Below are 16325 nucleotides of genomic sequence, written 5' to 3' on the forward strand. Positions count from 1 at the left end.
GCGAAAATCGCCGCCCTAAAAAGAACACAAACTTAAAAGAGGACTTTTGAGATGCGCATTATTTTATTGGGTGCCCCAGGTGCCGGTAAAGGTACCCAAGCTCAGTTCATTATGGAACAGTATGGTATCCCACAGATCTCAACTGGTGATATGTTACGTGCCGCTGTTAAAGCTGGTACGCCATTAGGTTTAGAAGCTAAGAAAGTAATGGATGCAGGTCAATTAGTTTCAGACGATCTTATCATTGGGTTAGTGAAAGAGCGTATTGCTCAAGAAGATTGCGTAAAAGGCTTCTTACTTGACGGTTTCCCTCGCACAATTCCTCAAGCTGATGCTATGGCTGAAAATGGTATTGAGATTGATCATGTTATCGAAATCGATGTGCCTGATGAAGAAATCGTTAAGCGTATGAGCGGACGTCGTGTTCATTCTGGTTCTGGTCGTGTTTACCACGTGGTGTTCAATCCACCGAAAGTGGAAGGTAAAGACGATGTCACTGGCGAAGATTTATCTATCCGCCCAGATGACGAAGAAAGTACCGTACGCAAGCGTTTAAGCATTTACCATGAGCAAACTAAGCCATTAGTTGATTATTATGGCAAAGTTGCTGCTGCCGGTAAGACTCAGTACAACAAGTATGATGGTACTCAATCTGTCGCTAAAGTGAGTGAGCAACTAGCCAGCGTATTAAAATAATCGCTGATTAGCTCCGCCATTAAAAGCCTGCTTTGCAGGCTTTTTTTATGCCTAAAGAATAACCTAACCGTTGCTGTATATTAGTGGGAATACTTTTCACTAATATTGAATCACTGATATTTAATCAATGTTTATTTAACCTCCGCTCGAGATTGTAAACACGATTATCAAATTCTAATGCCACCATTGCATCGGCTCGCTATTGAAGTCTTCATGCGCCTTGATAGTCATACAATGGCAAGTTTCACATGACTGTTGAACAGTCCTTTTACTCGATTTACCCAATCTATCAGCCCAAACTTAAGTTATTCAATACAGCACTATTGAGGCTAATGTGTGATTGAACGGACTAATATTGTCCAGTTGATTTAGCCAGAGGCAATATATCGGCGTAGGTCAAAAACTAATAAAATAAGACTGATGACCTCAACGGAACATATTTAGGCCGTGAATGTGATAAAAGTGATATAGGATTGACGCTTACCTATGATAAAATCTGCCGCCATTTTCGCGGATGACGACTCATATAAAATTGAATGAGTGTCAGTGGTAATTAATTTCACACTTGCACGGACGCCAAGCTATGAGAGCCCAATATGAAGTTTCCTGGTCAACGTAAGTCCAAACACTATTTCCCTGTAAACAGTCGTGATCCGTTATTGGCTCAACTTACGCAGCAGCCTCAACCTTTTTCTACTTACATTTGCGGTATCGATCAAACCTTGGTTGATATCGAGGCTAAAGTAGAAGACGAGTTACTTGAGCGATATGGCTTACCTAAAGGCAACTCTACTCTCATTAATGATGAGCAAGCCCATAATTTGTACCATGAACTTAAATCCAATGAGATGATCAGCGATGAATTTGCCGGTGGCACTATTGGTAACACCGTCCATAATTATTCGATTTTAGCCGATGACCGCTCAGTGCTTTTTGGGGTTATGAGCCAGCATATTATGGTGGGTAGCTATGCATATCGCTATTTATGTAACACTTCCTCAAAGGTTGACCTCAACTTTTTACAACCTGTCGATGGTCCTATCGGTCGCTGCTTTACGTTAATTTCCGATTGTGGTGAACGCACGTTTGCTATCAGTAAAGGCGCGATGGATAAGCTAACACCTGAGTATATCGATAAAGAGGTGATACAAGGCAGTTCGGCGTTAGTATTAACGGCATACCTGATGCGAGCAAGCGAAGGTGATGGCATTACTGATGCGGCAATGACGGCCATTAATTACGCTAAAGAAGCCGATGTACCAGTGGTGTTAACCTTAGGGACACGCTTTTTAATTCAAGAAGATCCGCAATGGTGGCAAAATTTTATTAATGAGCATGTCACTATTTTAGCCATGAATGAAGACGAAGGTGAAGCGTTAACGGGTTTTAAAGACCCGTTGCTTGCCAGTGAAATGGCGCTAGATTGGTGTGACATGGTGCTAACCACGGCGGGTGCGATAGGGCTTTATACTGCGGGTTATACTGAAGATGCTGAAAAGCGTGAAACCAGCCATACCTTATTACCGGGCGCCATTCCTGAATTTAACCGTTATGAGTTTTCTCGCCCTAAATTACAAGTGGATTGCGATACGCCAATAAAAGTGTACGCTCACATTGCCCCTTACATGGGTGGACCAGAATTAATTCGTAATACCAATGGTGCTGGTGATGGAGCTTTGTCTGCGTTGCTTCATGATTTATCAGCCAATACGTTCCATAAAACCAATGTGCCTGGTTCGAGTAAACATAAACGAGATGGTTTATGTTATTCGTCGTTTTCACAAGTGTGTAAATACGCTAATCGCGTTGCATACGAAGTGTTAGCGCAGCATAGTCCACGTTTATCTCGTGGTTTACCAGAGCGAGAAGACAGTCTAGAAGAGTCATATTGGGAACGATGATTGGTCATCGATAAAAATAAAACGATAATGATGCATCATTATCGTTTTTTTTTGTGTAGATTTTTATAGAATAGGCACCGAAAGTCAGAATATTAATAAGCAATCAGGAGCGTCACGTGAAAGGACAAATCTTAAGAGAGATGCATGTACTTAAGGCTATTGAGCCTGAGTTTGAGATCCAACGCAGAATTGCTTTTATTAAGGCAAAATTATCAGATGCTCACAGCAAAACTTTAGTCTTGGGGATCAGTGGCGGTGTTGATTCATCACTTGCTGGACGTTTATGCCAACTGGCAGTGAATAGCCTTAATCAAGAAAAAACCAGTGACGAGTATCAGTTTATTGCAGTGCGCTTACCTTACCATGTCCAGCAAGATGAAGCTGAAGCTCAGCTAGCCTGTCAGTTTATTCAGCCTTCAAAACAGGTGACCGTGAATGTTCATGATGGTGTTGTTGGCATCCATAATGCCACTATAGTGGGTCTCACCGCCGCGGGTTTAGCATCAACAGATGCTGCTAAGACTGACTTTCTCAAGGGTAATGTTAAAGCCCGAATGCGCATGATAGTCCAATATGATATCGCAGGTGCTATGGGCGGCCTTGTTGTGGGCACTGATCATAGTGCGGAAAATATTACTGGTTTCTATACCAAATGGGGCGATGGGGCTTGCGATTTAGCGCCGTTATTTGGCTTAAATAAACGTCAAGTACGTCAATTAGCAGCCCATTTAGGCGCGCCAGAGATATTGGTCAAAAAGGCCCCTACGGCGGACTTAGAAGACAATAAGCCTCAACTTGAAGATGAGGTCGCTTTAGGGCTGACCTATGATCAAATTGATGACTTCTTAGAAGGTAAAGATGTTGCTAAGTCTGTGGAAGATAAATTGGTGAGTATCTATAAACGTACCCAACATAAACGTGAGCCTATTCCGACGATTTACGATTAATATCTTACACTTTGCTTAAGGTGATGTGTTGTCGGGTGAGTTCTATTAGCGCATTAGCATATTGTCGATAATCTAAATATGGCGTCAGTAACACCGTGTGCTGGTGCTGTATTTTTTGCTTTTCATCTAGTGATGTATACTGCCGAGGATCGGATATTCCCATACGTTGCTGGGCTTCTTTACCACATAAAATATGCCAAAATTCAGGAAGAAATACTACCTCGTCGTGATGTTCAATATTGGGGTTAACAATACGTAATTGGCAATGCAAGCGTGATGGAGTGTTGATGTGTTTTCCGGTTTGTGGATCATGATGTTCATTAAATAATTGGTCACGGATCTGTTTCCAATTAATCCCTTTATTAGCATTAATATCGTGCTCTAAACTGCAAATCTTCGCCATTATGGTGACAATTTTCCGCCAGTGATTACCATTTAATGTGACCAGCTGTGTGATTGCATCGGGATGCGTGGCTTGCCAGTGCGCGGGTAGCTCTGGAGGCGTAGGTAAATAAAAAATGATATCGGGATTCATCGGTCCCCATATATGGCTATATAAACCTGATGACATATTATTTCCAGTATTGTTATGAATAGTAAGTGCCTGACAGTTCAGCAGTAAATGTTACGCTATATTTTTGTTTGTATTCGGTATCTATTTTTTAAGGTAATTATGCGTGCAATCGTGATTGGATCGACAAAACATTTTTTATTTGCCGCATTTTATGGTGCTTTAGGTATTGGGTTAGCGTTAATTATTACTGCTGTTTGGATGCTTAATGCGCGGCCTAATTTATCATTATGGCACACGACACATCTAACCTCTGAATACCATCAACAGTCTGGTTTAACTGATTTTAGCCAATATTTACAATTAGAAGATAAACTTTTTGCTGAAGTAGAAAAGCAAGTTTACCGTCAATATCAACCTGAAATAGCATCCCCTATTAATCGTTATGAGCGTAATAGCCTGTCTGATCCTGGGTTATGGCAACAAAATTGGAATCGTTCTTTCGAATGGAAAAACCCCCAAGCTGAGTTTGGCCTTTTATTACTACACGGCATGTCCGACTCACCTTATGTGATGTCGCATTTTGCGCAGCATTATCAACATCAGGCTTATGTTTTAGGGTTGCGCTTGCCAGGACACGGTACCATTCCGTCAGGATTAACCGACATTACTTGGCCTGATCTTGCTGGGGCGGTATCACTTGCTGTTGCCCGCTTGTCTGCCCAATTACCCGGTAAACCGATTTATGTGGTCGGGTTTTCGACAGGTGCTGCTTTAGCATTAAACCATGAACTTGAGAATATCAGTTTAGATAAGCCTACAAGCTTTGCCGGTATGGTCATGTTATCACCAGCCATTGGTCTTGCTCCCATTGCAGCAGGCGCTTATTGGCAAGCTAAACTGGGTAAATTACTCGGCCAAGATAAACTGTATTGGAACAGCATTCAAACGGAATATGATCCCTTTAAATATCGGTCTTTTGCTGTTAATGCTGGCGATGTTGTATATCAGTTAACTCAGCGTAACCAGACCTTATTAGCGTCATTATCGCCGCAACAGTTTGATGCTATTCCTGCAATATTAACGTTTCAGTCAGTTGTTGATGATACGGTCTCTTCACTTGCTGTGGTTGATTTGCTATATCAAAAATTGCCGCTAAACAAAGGCCATCAATTGGTGCTCTTTGATGTCAATAGGACGAAGAGTAACAACCAATTACTGTTTCAAGATCCACTGGCGACTTTTGCTCCATTTTGGCTACCAAAGCAATTACCTTACCGTTTAAGTTTGGTTGAAAATGATCCGCAACGGGATAATCATGTTCAAGTCAGGGAGCTAGCTGATAAATCGATAACCGATGATGTGTTAGCGTTAAGTTTAACTTGGCCTAATGATGTGTATTCTTTATCTCATGTGGCGTTAAGTTTTCCGATTGAAGATACCCTTTACGGGCCTCTACCAGGTATTGATTCGGATAAAATCCAAATTGGCAGAGCAATTTATCAAGGTGAACGGGGCATTTTCAGTGTGACGGCCGATGACATGTTGCGTCAGAAGTGGAATCCATTTTATCCTTATATGATGACTCGCATTGATGAGTTTACTCAAGGGCATCAATCTGAGTCACCATTAGACAGTAAACCAGTAAACCAGTAAACATTAGTCGCTAATGATGCTAATAATTGTTTTATTACGTCCCTGTTGTTTTGCTTGGTAGAGATTATCATCAGCGACTTTAATCCACTTATCGAGTTCAGCTTCATAATCAGCACTGGCCGTAATAGCACCAATACTGACCGTCACGTTGAATGACTGTTTATCTTCGGGTGAGGTGATTTCTAATTGCGACAGTGCTTCTCTAAAGCCATTGAGATGGTGTTCAATATGTAAGGTATTGGACAAAGGCAGAATAAGCAAAAATTCTTCTCCGCCGTAACGAGCCACAATATCAATGTCGCGTTTAAAGTATTTCTGCAATAAATGCGACACGTTCCGCAAGCACTCATCTCCAGCTAAATGGCCATAATTGTCATTTACTTTTTTGAAGAAATCTAAATCAAGCAATACAACAGTAATGGCCTGATCGCTTCGCAAACAAAAATCCACTAACTCACCAAATTTACGTTCAGCATAACGGCGATTATATAAGCCAGTTAACGGATCTCTATCAACCAGCTCGGTGAGTTTTTTGTTGGCCTTTTCTAATTCCGCGGTACGATTAGCCACAGTCTCTTCTAATTCGACTTGATGCGCGATGAGTTGTTGCTTACTGGCTGCTAATCGTTGATACAGGTTGAATACTTCTCTGGGTGAACTATCGTCAATTGCCGAGGTTTTTTCTGGACTTGAATATGACTGACTGAATTGATTGGCGACAGCTTCTAATGGCACCGTTAACAACGCGCTGAGCTTTTTTGAAATATAGAAGGTACCCAATAATGCAATCAACAGCATGATAAAACTACTGAACATTTGTTCTTCAGCGAGTTTTAGTAGCGGCGAAAATTCTTTTAAAATATACACTGTCCAACCATTATCGAGCTCCCGGTGAGCATACATATATTCAGGCACAATTGAGGTAGTATTGTGAATATTGATTAACTCAAGATTGGCACGATACACACCTTTATTTATTGCAAAATTAAATTGTGAAAGTGGTTTTAAACCGAGTTTTTTGGAAGCATAAATAATTTGATTTTGTTCATCAACCATCACTACAGATTCATCTTCGGTATATTCATTAACTTGATCAATATGTGAAAAATGAGTTAAATCAAGCGAACCTTCTACTATTCCTGCTACTTGTGTGCGTTGCTCATCGAGATAAAAGGGAGCGCTCATGGCAATAATCGCGTCATTACCAAAACCGCGGCCCAGAAAGGCAGATGATACGAATAGGCGCTGGTTATAGAATGACTCAATAAAATAATCTCTATCGTTAATGTTGATACTTTGTTCTGGTAATTGCTGTGTTAATAGTCTTGATACTGGGCTGGCTGCCACAATATTGGCTGCCGGATTGGCGATCAACATACTGATAAAACCGGGATAGTTTTGATGTGAACTTGATAAAATACCTTGCCATTGCTCTGGTTTATCGGCAACTAAATCTAATTGACTTGCTGTATTTTGGATCACGGTTTGATGGTTTTTGATATAATTTTGTGCTGAGGTCGATAGGTGAGCGACCGCTTCCGTCATGTTTTGTTTTAACATGACTTGTTGACGTTCTAAAAAGTAAAAATTAAAGATTAACGCTGAAAACAATAATGTTAACGTCACCATTAAGGTGAAGAAATAAGTCAGTTGCGCGCTTAATTGTCTACGGTTGCGGTCTTTAACTTTGTCTTTTAAAAACCATAACTTTGGAATAGCTAAAATAAGTAATGATGCAATACTGGTATATATCAGTCCGTTGATGCCTTGCTTTGAAATAATAAAGCCTAAGTGAGATGGCGGTATATCCATCAATAGAACCACATATAAATACACCATTGGTGCACCTATAAATAACCAATAAGCGGCATCGGCATATAAGGCATAGATATCACGGCGTCTGGCATAGCCTAAAAATAATGCTTCAAGCCCAAAAAATAAGTAAACATGCGGGCTATCCCATATCAACATTAATCCTGTTGATGCCATCATTGCGGTCAAAAAGGCATACCAAGGCCCCAATAAAACAGCAGCAATGACAGTCACCGTGTTACCTAATACAAATTGCACGTTAGCAAAAAATTGTATCGGGTAACAATTGATGAACAATCCTATTACTCCCAAGATAATCGAGAATAAAAGGTGTTGTTGATTAATGCGAGGCAATGTCAAAAAAATATCCTTATTATTTGTATTCTAAAAAGATTTATTCCTATCTAAGCATTTATCTCAGGAAATAGAACAGATTTCAACGCAAACGAAGTTTTTTTTACTCACAAATATTCCTTTTTATCTTTTGTGATGCAGATCTCAATCTTTTAATGGCGAAATCTTGTTCGACCTTGGTCTAATTAAATTGAAAAATAAGAAGTTCATTTCAATTCATTATTTCTCAATCATCTGATTTGTATGCATTTTAATATTTTACGTTAACATTTGTTAATCAAGTACGACTAAGGTCTTGATTGTGATGGCCCCCTGAATTGCTAAATTAACAATGGCTTTACAAAAAATAACTTAGGGGAGTCGCAATGAGTTTCGAAAATAACGATAAGGCAGCGGGTTACTGGCGTGAGAATTTACGTTTAGTACTTAGCTTGCTTGCAATTTGGGCTGCAGTGTCATTTGGCTGCGGTATTCTATTAGTAGATGTGTTAAACGAAATTACCTTTATGGGATTCAAACTGGGTTTCTGGTTTGCGCAGCAGGGTGCAATGTATGTATTCGTGGCGCTGATTTTTGTTTATGTGGCGAAAGCTAATACATTAGACAAAAAATACAATGTTCAGGAAGACTAAGGGGCACTAAGATGGATGTTCAAACACTAACATATTTAATTGTCGGCGCGACTTTTGCGCTGTACATCGGGATCGCCATTTGGACTCGAGCTGGTTCAACTAAAGAGTTTTATGTTGCAGGTGGTGGTGTTCACCCTGTTCTAAATGGTATGGCAACTGCAGCCGACTGGATGTCAGCAGCATCGTTTATTTCATTAGCCGGTATTGTATCTTTTACTGGTTATGATGGCTCAGTTTATCTAATGGGTTGGACCGGCGGTTATGTGCTATTAGCATTATGTATGGCGCCTTATTTACGTAAATTTGGTAAATTTACGGTTCCGGACTTTATTGGTGATCGCTACTACTCTCAGACGGCACGTACTGTCGCTGTTATTTGTGCCATCTTTATTTGTTTTACCTATATTGCAGGCCAAATGCGTGGTGTTGGCGTAGTGTTCTCTCGTTTCTTAGAAGTTGACGTAGAAACAGGGGTGTACATTGGTATGGCAGTCGTATTCTTTTATGCTGTATTAGGTGGCATGAAAGGGATTACTTACACACAGGTAGCACAATACTGCGTTCTTATTTTTGCCTTTATGGTTCCTGCTATCTTTATCTCAGTGATGATGACAGGTCACATATTACCGCAAATTGGTTTTGGCGCTGAGATGATTGATGCCGCAGGTAATGGTACGGGGGTGTATTTACTCGATAAGCTCGATGGATTATCGGCAGAACTCGGGTTCTCCCAATATACCGAAGGCTCCAAGTCGATGATAGATGTGTTCTTTATTACCGGTGCATTAATGTTTGGTACAGCAGGCTTACCGCATGTGATTGTACGTTTCTTTACTGTTCCTAAAGTAAAAGACGCGCGTATTTCAGCGGGCTGGGCTTTAGTCTTTATCGCTATTATGTACACCACTATTCCTGCATTGTCTGCTTTCTCTCGCGTTAATATGATTGAAACCATCAATGGACCAGAATCAACTGGCGTGCCTTATGAAACTGCGCCAACGTGGATTAAAAACTGGGAAAAAACGGGTTTAATTACATGGGACGATAAGAACAACGATGGCAAGATTTTTTACACCAATGGTGAAAAAAATGAGATGAACATTGACCGCGATATTATGGTTCTTGCCACGCCTGAAATTGCCAATCTTCCTGCATGGGTTATTGCATTAGTTGCCGCGGGTGGTTTAGCTGCAGCATTGTCTACATCTGCGGGTTTATTACTGGTAATTTCAACCTCTGTGTCGCACGATTTACTCAAGAAAAATCTAATGCCGGATATTTCGGATCAGAAAGAGTTAATGTATGCACGGATAGCTGCTGGTTTCGGGGTTGTTATGGCGGGTTACTTTGGTATTAATCCTCCTGGATTCGTAGCCGCGGTGGTGGCCATTGCATTTGGTCTCGCAGCAGCCTCGTTATTCCCTGCTATTATCATGGGGATTTTCTCTAGAACCATGAATAAAGAAGGTGCTATTTCAGGTATGGTGATCGGGCTATTATTTACTGCTAGTTATATTGCCTACTTCAAGTTTATTAATCCTGCATCGAATACATCTGAAAACTGGTTATTTGGTATTTCACCAGAAGGTATTGGTATGGTGGGAATGATGGTTAACTTTGGTGTCGCTTTTGCTGTCAGTAAAGTTACTGCTAAAATTCCTGACGAAATAGTCGCAATGGTTGAGTCTATTCGTTTCCCTAAAGGGTCAGGCGAAGCACACGATCATTAAACTGCTGTAATCTACACTGTTTAAAAAGAGCGCTTAGGCGCTCTTTTTGTTGGGCTTTAGTCCTATAGCAGATAAGCGAAACGCTTTGTTATAGTGATATTGTTCGCCCATGCACAATAGGGAAATGATTAATGGATGCCAGTGAGTTACAACCCGTAGAGCAGTTTTTAGCAGCACATTCGCCTTTCGACACGCTACCTAAAGATAGTATTCAATATTGTGCGAGAAAGATTAGCGTCGGTTATTACAGTAAAGCGTCTGCCTTTGTTGAGTTCGATAAAGACAATCCGAAATTGTACATTGTGCGCAGCGGTGCATTTGAAGTGCGCGATCCTGAAGGTGTATTGGTTGACCGTGTTGGCGAAGGAGAATGTTTTGGTTTTTCCACCTTATTATCGGGTGAAAAGGTCGTTAATAAAGTGGCCATTTTAGAAGATGGTTTGGTTTATCATTTACCACAATCAGTATTTGCCCAATTACGTTCTGAACATCGCAGCTTTGATCAATTTTTTGCTCGTGCTTTTGCTAAACGCTTACGCAATGAAACTAAATTTACCGCTAAAGACTTGACCACGACTAGCCGTATTACTTCAATTATGTCATCTCAGCCCATTATCATCGACGCTCATGCCAGTGTTATGGATGCGGCTAAATTAATGCGTGAACACCGGGTCTCATCGGTGCTCGTTATCGATAATCAAAAATTAACCGGTATTTTGACCGATCGAGATTTACGTAATCGAATTATCGCAGAAGGCTTAGATGTCAATACGCTGGTGAGTCACGCCATGACCATCAATCCCGTGACAACTCATGCCAACGCGCTAGTATTCGAAGCAATGTTGGCGATGAGTGAACATAATATTCACCACTTACCTGTGGTTGATGGAAGCCGTGCGTTAGGGATGATCACGAGTACTGATATTTTGCGTTCGCAAAGCTCACAACCTCTACTGCTTATTGGCGAAATAGGCCGGCAAGCAAATATAGAGAAACTTATTCAAGTGAGTAAGCAAATCCCGCTACTATTACAAAATTTAATCAGTGCCGATGCTAGAGCTGAAGAGATAGGTAGAGTATTAACCTCGGTAACTGATGCATTAACGCGTCGGCTGATTGAATTGAATCAACAGATTTTAGGTCAGGCACCAATGGCGTTTTGTTGGTTGGCTTTTGGTTCCCAAGGCAGGCAAGATCAGGTTGCTTGTTCTGACCAAGATAATGGCTTATTGCTGGCACATGAACCCGATGAATTTGCTGGTGCTTATTTTGAAGCATTAACAAAAGCGGTATGTAAGGGCTTAGATGAATGTGGTTATATTTATTGCCCTGGTGACATTATGGCGCAAAATCCCAAATGGCGCTTGTCACTGGTGAAGTGGAAAGGGCTTTTCTCTAGATGGGTAAACACGCCGGAACCAAAAGCTTTAATGCATGCCAGTATATTTTTCGACATGCGCCCAGTGTTTGGGCCATTGAGTTTATTCAGTGAACTGCAAGATGATGTTTTAGCCGCTACACAAAATAACGATATTTTCCTTGCCGGAATGGCGGGGAACTCATTAACTGAATCACCGCCATTGGGCTTTTTTAGGAAGTTTGTCCTTGAGCGTGATGGAAGTGAAGTGAAAGGTATGGATTTAAAGCATAAGGGCAGTGCATTAATTAATGACATTGCCAGAGTGTATGCGTTAAGTGCAGGTATCAAAGAGGTTAATACAGCTAAGCGGATCAGAGCGTTAATGGACGCTAATATTATTAATCGTAAAGATGCACTTAATTTGGCGGACGCCCATGAGTTCATTGCGCACATGCGTCTAGCTAATCAAGGTTACCAAGCCACCAATAATTTACCAGTGAACAATTATCTTAAACCACAACATCTTTCTTCATTAATGCGTCATCAGCTTCGTGATGCATTTAAAGTGGTGCACGATGCACAAGCAGGAATAAAGCTTAAGTTCATGAGGAGTTTCTAGTGGTCAATTTTTGGTGGGTAAAAACGGTGTTGTGGCGTAAAAAGATGACCACTTTACCGTCGCCATTAAATACATATTTAGAAGCAATCACGCCGGCATTAACAACCCTATTTCTAGATGCTCCATTGATGGCGATTGATCTTGAAATGACTGGCTTAGATCCAATCCATGATCAAGTCATCAGTATCGGTTTGGTACCAATTATCAACGGTGTCATTCCGCTTGAAAAAGCACAACATATGATGATATCCATTAGTGGCAGTGTGGGTCATAGCGCGACGGTTCACGGTATTGTGGATAATCAATTGCATATGGCGTTAACGTTAGCCGAGGCAATTGATTGGTTTTTATCACAAACAAAGGGCTATATTTTAGTGGCGCACCATGCACCATTAGACATACAGTTTATTCAGCAGCAGTTGATACGCTGTTTTGGTCAATCAATTCCGTTGGTATTTATCGATACGTTGGCCATAGAAAAAAAACGTTGTTTAATGCAACAATCGGTATTGAAAGAAGGCTCGTTACGCTTGAATGCAAGCCGTGAACGTTACCGTTTACCCGTTTATTCTGCTCACAATGCGCTTATTGATGCATTATCTTGTGCAGAGTTATTGTTGGCTCAAGTGGCAGCGATGGGCGATATTAAAAAGTTGTCGGTTAAAGACTTAATTAATGTATTTCGCTAGAAAAGAAAAGCCAGTCATCGAGACTGGCTTTTCTATTAAACGCACAATATCGCTTATTCTGCGTTTTTAGCTTTATTGAAAAAATAATCAACCGCAGGTTTAATCAATTCAAGTGCGGTTTTATCGCAAGGCGGTAATGCTGCATCACTGGTGTTAATTGGTGTGGTGCGTTCGCCCCATTTTAGCAGTAAGGCAGCCGAGGTTAATCCAGCACCAAACGCGCAAGATAGAATCGTTTGATTGGCTTCAATTCTACCTTGAGATAACGCATCACAAATCGCAATCGGGATAGTGGCAGCCGATGTATTGCCATAATCAGCGATATTGACGAAAGCTTTTTCTTTTGGAATTTTCATTCGGCTTACTAAAGTATCAATAATACGTTCGTTTGCCTGATGCGGAATAACAAAGTCGACATCATCGATGTTGATACCACATTTGTCTAATACCTTATTACTTAAACTTCCCATGCCATGAATCGCACGTTTAAACACATCTTGACCATTGATATGAATGTAAAAATCCAATGAGTCATTGTCAAATCTATCCATCTGGGTGCCAAAGTTAGACTTTAAAATATCGCGACCTTCAGGATCGTTATTTAATTCATAACCTAATACGCCACCAGGTTGGTCACTGGCTTCTAGCACAACAGCACCAGCACCATCACCAAATAACACAGCGGTTTCACGTCGAGACCAATCAAGGTAAAAAGATAAACGTTCAGCGCCAATAATCAGAATTTTCTTACTTTGGCCGCTTTTTATCATTGAGCTAGCCAAGCCAACGCCATACAAAAATCCACTGCAAGCAGCGTTAATATCAAATGCACCGCAGGTAGCGCCAATATTTGCCTGTACCGTAGATGCAATATTTGGGATCAAGGTATCAGGGCTGGCGGTGGCTAGAATAATTAAATCTAATTCACTGCCATCAATCCCTGCAGCGGCAAGTGCATGCTTAGCTGCAACCGACGCCATTTCAGAAGTATTGACGTGACTGATGTTACGCTTACTAATACCAGTACGTGTTTTAATCCATTCATCCGTCGTTTCCATGAATGTGGCTAAATCTTCATTGGTCAATGTTGCGGGCGGAACTGACTTCCCCCAACCGGTAATGTGTGCATACTGCATAAGAAGTTCTCTCAATACGTTTCAATAGTTAATTAAATTTATATACAAAAACAACAGCTTAAAATTAATCTGTTGATATTAAATGCTTAAATGGTCATGACTAAGATTTGTTATTATGACTTAATCTTTTGTTCTACCAGTTTCGTGATTGAAGCCGAAGCATGCAAGATATGCTCACGCAGTAAAGTAGTGGCTTTTGCGATGTCACGTTTTTTACATAATTCGAGTAACACTCGATGTTCTCTTTCGGCGATAGGGATCCCGCCAGTAAATAACAACTGCAGACGAATATAGCGATCGCAATTGGTGTTTAAACCGTTAACCACTTCCATTGTATGAGGTCGATTAGCCGCTTGGTATAAACGAGTATGGAATCGAGTATTAAGCTCACTCCAACTGGCTACTGATTCTTTCAGTTTAAATGCCAATTCAAGTTTAACCAGTACGGCTTCAGCTTCGGCAATATCATTGTCAGATAGGTTAGGGATGGCCTTAGCCAACAAATCCGATTCGATCATAGCGCGCAATTCAAATAATTCAGTGACTTGCTCAACAGATAACAATGTTGCCGTCGCGCCTTTATGCGGTTCGAAATTAATTAAGCCTTCAGCTTCTAACTGAACTAACGCTTCACGAACGGGAATGCGACTTACATTTAACTGTTCTGCAATAGCAGACTGCCTGAGCGGTTCTCCTCCTTGTATATCACCAGAAAGGATCCGTTCTCTGAGCGCCTCTACAACAAGTTGCGTACGCGTTTTATGAATAATAGGAGGTATATTGCTCATGTATTCTATAATAATCACTAATTTCTTCGAGCAAGGGTAACGCTTAGCCGCCGCTTTATAAAGTGAAACCTATACAATTATGCAGATTAAGCTCATAAAATGGGGGTAAATAAACAAATTAATAAAAATATTCAGATTATCTGGCCCCAAATTCATCTCAATGGGATAATCGACACAAGAAAGAGTTTAAGGAGTGTTAGGTTGAATAAAGCAGTATTTCTCGATCGTGATGGTGTGATCAATAAAGACAATGGTTACGTTCATACAGTGGACGACTTTGAGTATATCGACGGTGTATTTGAAGCGTGTCTTGCATTAAAGCAAATGGGTTACCTATTAATAGTGGTGACCAATCAATCCGGCATTGCTCGTGGCATGTACAGTGAAGATGATTTTCATCATTTAACGGAATGGATGGATTGGAACTTTGCCGATAAAGGTGTCGAACTTGATGGTATCTACTATTGCCCGCATCATCCACAAAAAGGCCTAGGTGGATATAAGCAAGATTGCGATTGCAGAAAGCCAAAACCCGGCATGATGCTCGATGCTGCAGAATTCTTGAAAATCGATATGAGCCAGTCTGTAATGGTGGGTGATAAAGCTGATGATATGCGCGCAGCAAAAGCGGCTGGCATTAACACTGCCATTTTGGTTCGTTCAGGTAAAGTAGTAGACGAAGCCGGAGTTGAACTTGCCAGTGCAGTGGTTGACAGTATCGCTGACGTTCCGAGTCTGCTAAGTCAATTACTCACAAAATAATAGAATAGCCAATGCAAAGCTATCATTTCAACTGTTCATATATAAGCTTTCACCGACTTATATATGAACAGAGATTTTCAGTGTAACAATTACTTAGTTTTAGACTTTCTCTTCCTTTATATACTAGTCAGCATATTTTTGTTGCTAACAAACCCCTAATCCAAATAAAGATATGTCATCCATTAACGCCAAATCGTTCGTGCTACTAAAAGTTGCTACGAAGTTAACATGAAATTAACGCCGTTTCAGTTATGTTTTGGTCTCAACAAGCTAAATTAGCCACTTAAACCACGCTGAGCCGCATAATAAGCCTTATATAGGTAGATAAAATAAATTTGCTGTTCGTTGTAGCGAGCCATTTATGGTTATAAAGTCAGCAAAAACTTCAATAAATATGGCTTTAAGTTCAAATAGTATGCAGTTGGGTCGTAATAGTCATAAAAACCGTAGAAAGCTCTTGCGCTATAAAAAGTTTTCCCTATAATACACCCCACTGACACGGAACGCAGCGTTTAACGCTAGTTACCAGGTCCGCTCTTTAACAATTTATCAAGTAATCTGTGTGGGCATTCACAGGTATTGAGTTATTCGACAATTATTTAAATCAGTTTAACTGCTTTAGATAATCAAAAAATTTAAACTCAATGCAACGATGAATGTTCATAGTAATATGTACAAAGACTTTGTCAGCTTCGGTTGATAAAGCAATCAGAATTCATTGAGCCGAAAGCT

Annotated in this window: 13 protein-coding genes; 9 read left to right on the plus strand and 4 right to left on the minus strand. The window is 40.6% G+C overall.

The window, feature by feature from the left end; genetic code table 11:
* Positions 1–51: 51 nt before the first annotated feature.
* The 3 genes from adk (at position 52) to nadE (ending at position 3544) form a co-directional block, all read left to right on the plus strand.
* A complete protein-coding gene (gene adk, locus CXF88_RS18215; protein WP_101088169.1) occupies positions 52–696 on the plus strand; it encodes an adenylate kinase in 645 nt (214 codons plus the stop codon).
* A 596-nt stretch (positions 697–1292) separates the two neighbouring features.
* The gene (locus tag CXF88_RS18220) at positions 1293–2597 is read left to right on the plus strand and encodes an inosine/guanosine kinase (protein WP_101088171.1); all 1305 of its coding nucleotides are present in this window, start codon (positions 1293–1295) and stop codon (positions 2595–2597) included.
* A gap of 116 nt (positions 2598–2713) precedes the next feature.
* Positions 2714–3544, plus strand: coding sequence for an ammonia-dependent NAD(+) synthetase (gene nadE, locus CXF88_RS18225; RefSeq protein WP_101088172.1), 831 nt, complete (start codon positions 2714–2716; stop codon positions 3542–3544).
* 4 nt (positions 3545–3548) lie between these two features.
* Here nadE and CXF88_RS18230 read toward each other — a convergent pair whose 3' ends face one another.
* Positions 3549–4115, minus strand: coding sequence for a hypothetical protein (locus tag CXF88_RS18230; protein WP_242445196.1), 567 nt, complete (start codon positions 4113–4115; stop codon positions 3549–3551).
* Positions 4116–4217: 102 nt separating this feature from the next.
* Here CXF88_RS18230 and CXF88_RS18235 point away from each other — a divergent pair, with 102 nt between their 5' ends.
* Complete coding sequence (locus tag CXF88_RS18235; protein ID WP_101088176.1) at positions 4218–5711, plus strand: alpha/beta fold hydrolase; 1494 nt, start codon at positions 4218–4220, stop codon at positions 5709–5711.
* A 3-nt stretch (positions 5712–5714) separates the two neighbouring features.
* Here CXF88_RS18235 and CXF88_RS18240 read toward each other — a convergent pair whose 3' ends face one another.
* A complete protein-coding gene (locus CXF88_RS18240; RefSeq protein ID WP_347400442.1) occupies positions 5715–7883 on the minus strand; it encodes a diguanylate cyclase in 2169 nt (722 codons plus the stop codon).
* A 359-nt stretch (positions 7884–8242) separates the two neighbouring features.
* Between CXF88_RS18240 and CXF88_RS18245 the strand changes: the two genes are divergently transcribed.
* The 4 genes from CXF88_RS18245 (at position 8243) to CXF88_RS18260 (ending at position 12907) form a co-directional block, all read left to right on the plus strand.
* Positions 8243–8509 carry a DUF4212 domain-containing protein gene (locus tag CXF88_RS18245; protein WP_011637017.1) on the plus strand — a complete coding sequence of 89 codons (267 nt, stop codon included), beginning with the start codon at positions 8243–8245 and terminating at the stop codon, positions 8507–8509.
* An 11-nt stretch (positions 8510–8520) separates the two neighbouring features.
* On the plus strand, positions 8521–10239 hold the full coding sequence (locus tag CXF88_RS18250) for a sodium:solute symporter family protein (RefSeq protein WP_101088178.1): 1719 nt from the start codon (positions 8521–8523) through the stop codon (positions 10237–10239).
* A gap of 131 nt (positions 10240–10370) precedes the next feature.
* Positions 10371–12218 carry a DUF294 nucleotidyltransferase-like domain-containing protein gene (locus tag CXF88_RS18255; RefSeq protein ID WP_101088180.1) on the plus strand — a complete coding sequence of 616 codons (1848 nt, stop codon included), beginning with the start codon at positions 10371–10373 and terminating at the stop codon, positions 12216–12218.
* Positions 12218–12907, plus strand: coding sequence for an exonuclease domain-containing protein (locus CXF88_RS18260; RefSeq protein WP_101088182.1), 690 nt, complete (start codon positions 12218–12220; stop codon positions 12905–12907). Before CXF88_RS18255 ends, CXF88_RS18260 begins: the two co-directional genes overlap by 1 nt.
* Before the next feature lie 53 nt (positions 12908–12960).
* Here CXF88_RS18260 and CXF88_RS18265 read toward each other — a convergent pair whose 3' ends face one another.
* Complete coding sequence (locus CXF88_RS18265; RefSeq protein ID WP_101088184.1) at positions 12961–14043, minus strand: ketoacyl-ACP synthase III; 1083 nt, start codon at positions 14041–14043, stop codon at positions 12961–12963.
* 113 nt (positions 14044–14156) lie between these two features.
* Positions 14157–14831: a GntR family transcriptional regulator gene (locus tag CXF88_RS18270; protein ID WP_101088186.1), complete on the minus strand. Its 675-nt coding sequence runs from the start codon at positions 14829–14831 to the stop codon at positions 14157–14159.
* 201 nt (positions 14832–15032) lie between these two features.
* Here CXF88_RS18270 and gmhB point away from each other — a divergent pair, with 201 nt between their 5' ends.
* Positions 15033–15593, plus strand: a complete 561-nt coding sequence (gene gmhB, locus CXF88_RS18275; protein WP_101088188.1) for a D-glycero-beta-D-manno-heptose 1,7-bisphosphate 7-phosphatase — start codon at positions 15033–15035, stop codon at positions 15591–15593.
* Positions 15594–16325 lie beyond the last annotated feature (732 nt).

The organism is Shewanella sp. ALD9 (assembly GCF_002836315.1).
Taxonomy (GTDB): domain Bacteria; phylum Pseudomonadota; class Gammaproteobacteria; order Enterobacterales; family Shewanellaceae; genus Shewanella.

Bases quoted from the DNA above. Each gene is read 5' to 3' on its own strand.
- adk (WP_101088169.1), top strand. From the start codon at position 52: ATGCGCATTATTTTATTGGGTGCCCCAGGTGCCGGTAAAGGTACCCAA.
- CXF88_RS18220 (WP_101088171.1), top strand. From the start codon at position 1,293: ATGAAGTTTCCTGGTCAACGTAAGTCCAAACACTATTTCCCTGTAAAC.
- CXF88_RS18230 (WP_242445196.1), bottom strand. From the start codon at position 4,115: ATGTCATCAGGTTTATATAGCCATATATGGGGACCGATGAATCCCGAT.
- CXF88_RS18235 (WP_101088176.1), top strand. From the start codon at position 4,218: ATGCGTGCAATCGTGATTGGATCGACAAAACATTTTTTATTTGCCGCA.
- CXF88_RS18245 (WP_011637017.1), top strand. From the start codon at position 8,243: ATGAGTTTCGAAAATAACGATAAGGCAGCGGGTTACTGGCGTGAGAAT.
- CXF88_RS18250 (WP_101088178.1), top strand. From the start codon at position 8,521: ATGGATGTTCAAACACTAACATATTTAATTGTCGGCGCGACTTTTGCG.
- CXF88_RS18255 (WP_101088180.1), top strand. From the start codon at position 10,371: ATGGATGCCAGTGAGTTACAACCCGTAGAGCAGTTTTTAGCAGCACAT.
- CXF88_RS18265 (WP_101088184.1), bottom strand. From the start codon at position 14,043: ATGCAGTATGCACACATTACCGGTTGGGGGAAGTCAGTTCCGCCCGCA.
- CXF88_RS18270 (WP_101088186.1), bottom strand. From the start codon at position 14,831: ATGAGCAATATACCTCCTATTATTCATAAAACGCGTACGCAACTTGTT.